Genomic DNA, 534 nt, shown 5'->3' with positions numbered 1-534 from the left:
ACCCGGGACAGCTTGTCGCGCATCTGGCGCATGGCGGCCTCATTGGCAATCACGCGCAGGTTGACCTGCTCTGTCGCCACGTCCATGACCTTGCCATCGCGGCCCACCTGTACCAGCAACAGAACGTCGCCGCGTCCGCCGGCACGATAGACGTCTTCCGGATACGCCGGCGGGGGCATCTTCAGCCGGGTCACGTCGTCTGTGGCGGTGGGGTCGTACTGCTGGAAACTGGCGGCAAGCAGCGTCACCTGCTGGCCGCCATCGGGATTGATCCTGCCGCCCAGGCGAAGACTGACCGGGCTGCGCGCCTTGACCGCCTGCCCATCGACCAGCACCGGCTGGAACCGCCAGGCCTGCACCGCGCCCTCGACAAACCGGGCGATGGCATCGTTGACCTGGCCGCGCTTGTCGATCTGGAACGCCTCGACCTGGCCATCCGTGCCGATATCGATCTGGCCAGTGAGCACCATGCTGGCCTCGGCTTGCTGACGCACCTCCCGCCGCGATTGCGAGGCTGCATCGGGGACCATGGAC

At 67.0% G+C, this 534-nt stretch carries 1 protein-coding gene; it reads right to left on the bottom strand.

Features of this window, described 5'->3' with window-relative positions:
* The coding region (locus tag ACXJKJ_RS31975; RefSeq protein WP_457395758.1) for a hypothetical protein at positions 1-534 on the bottom strand (534 nt) is incomplete at both ends.

Source organism: Roseateles sp. P5_E1 (assembly GCF_054049335.1).
Note: the sequence above shows the minus strand (reverse complement) of the source record. Positions and strands in the feature narration are given on the sequence as shown.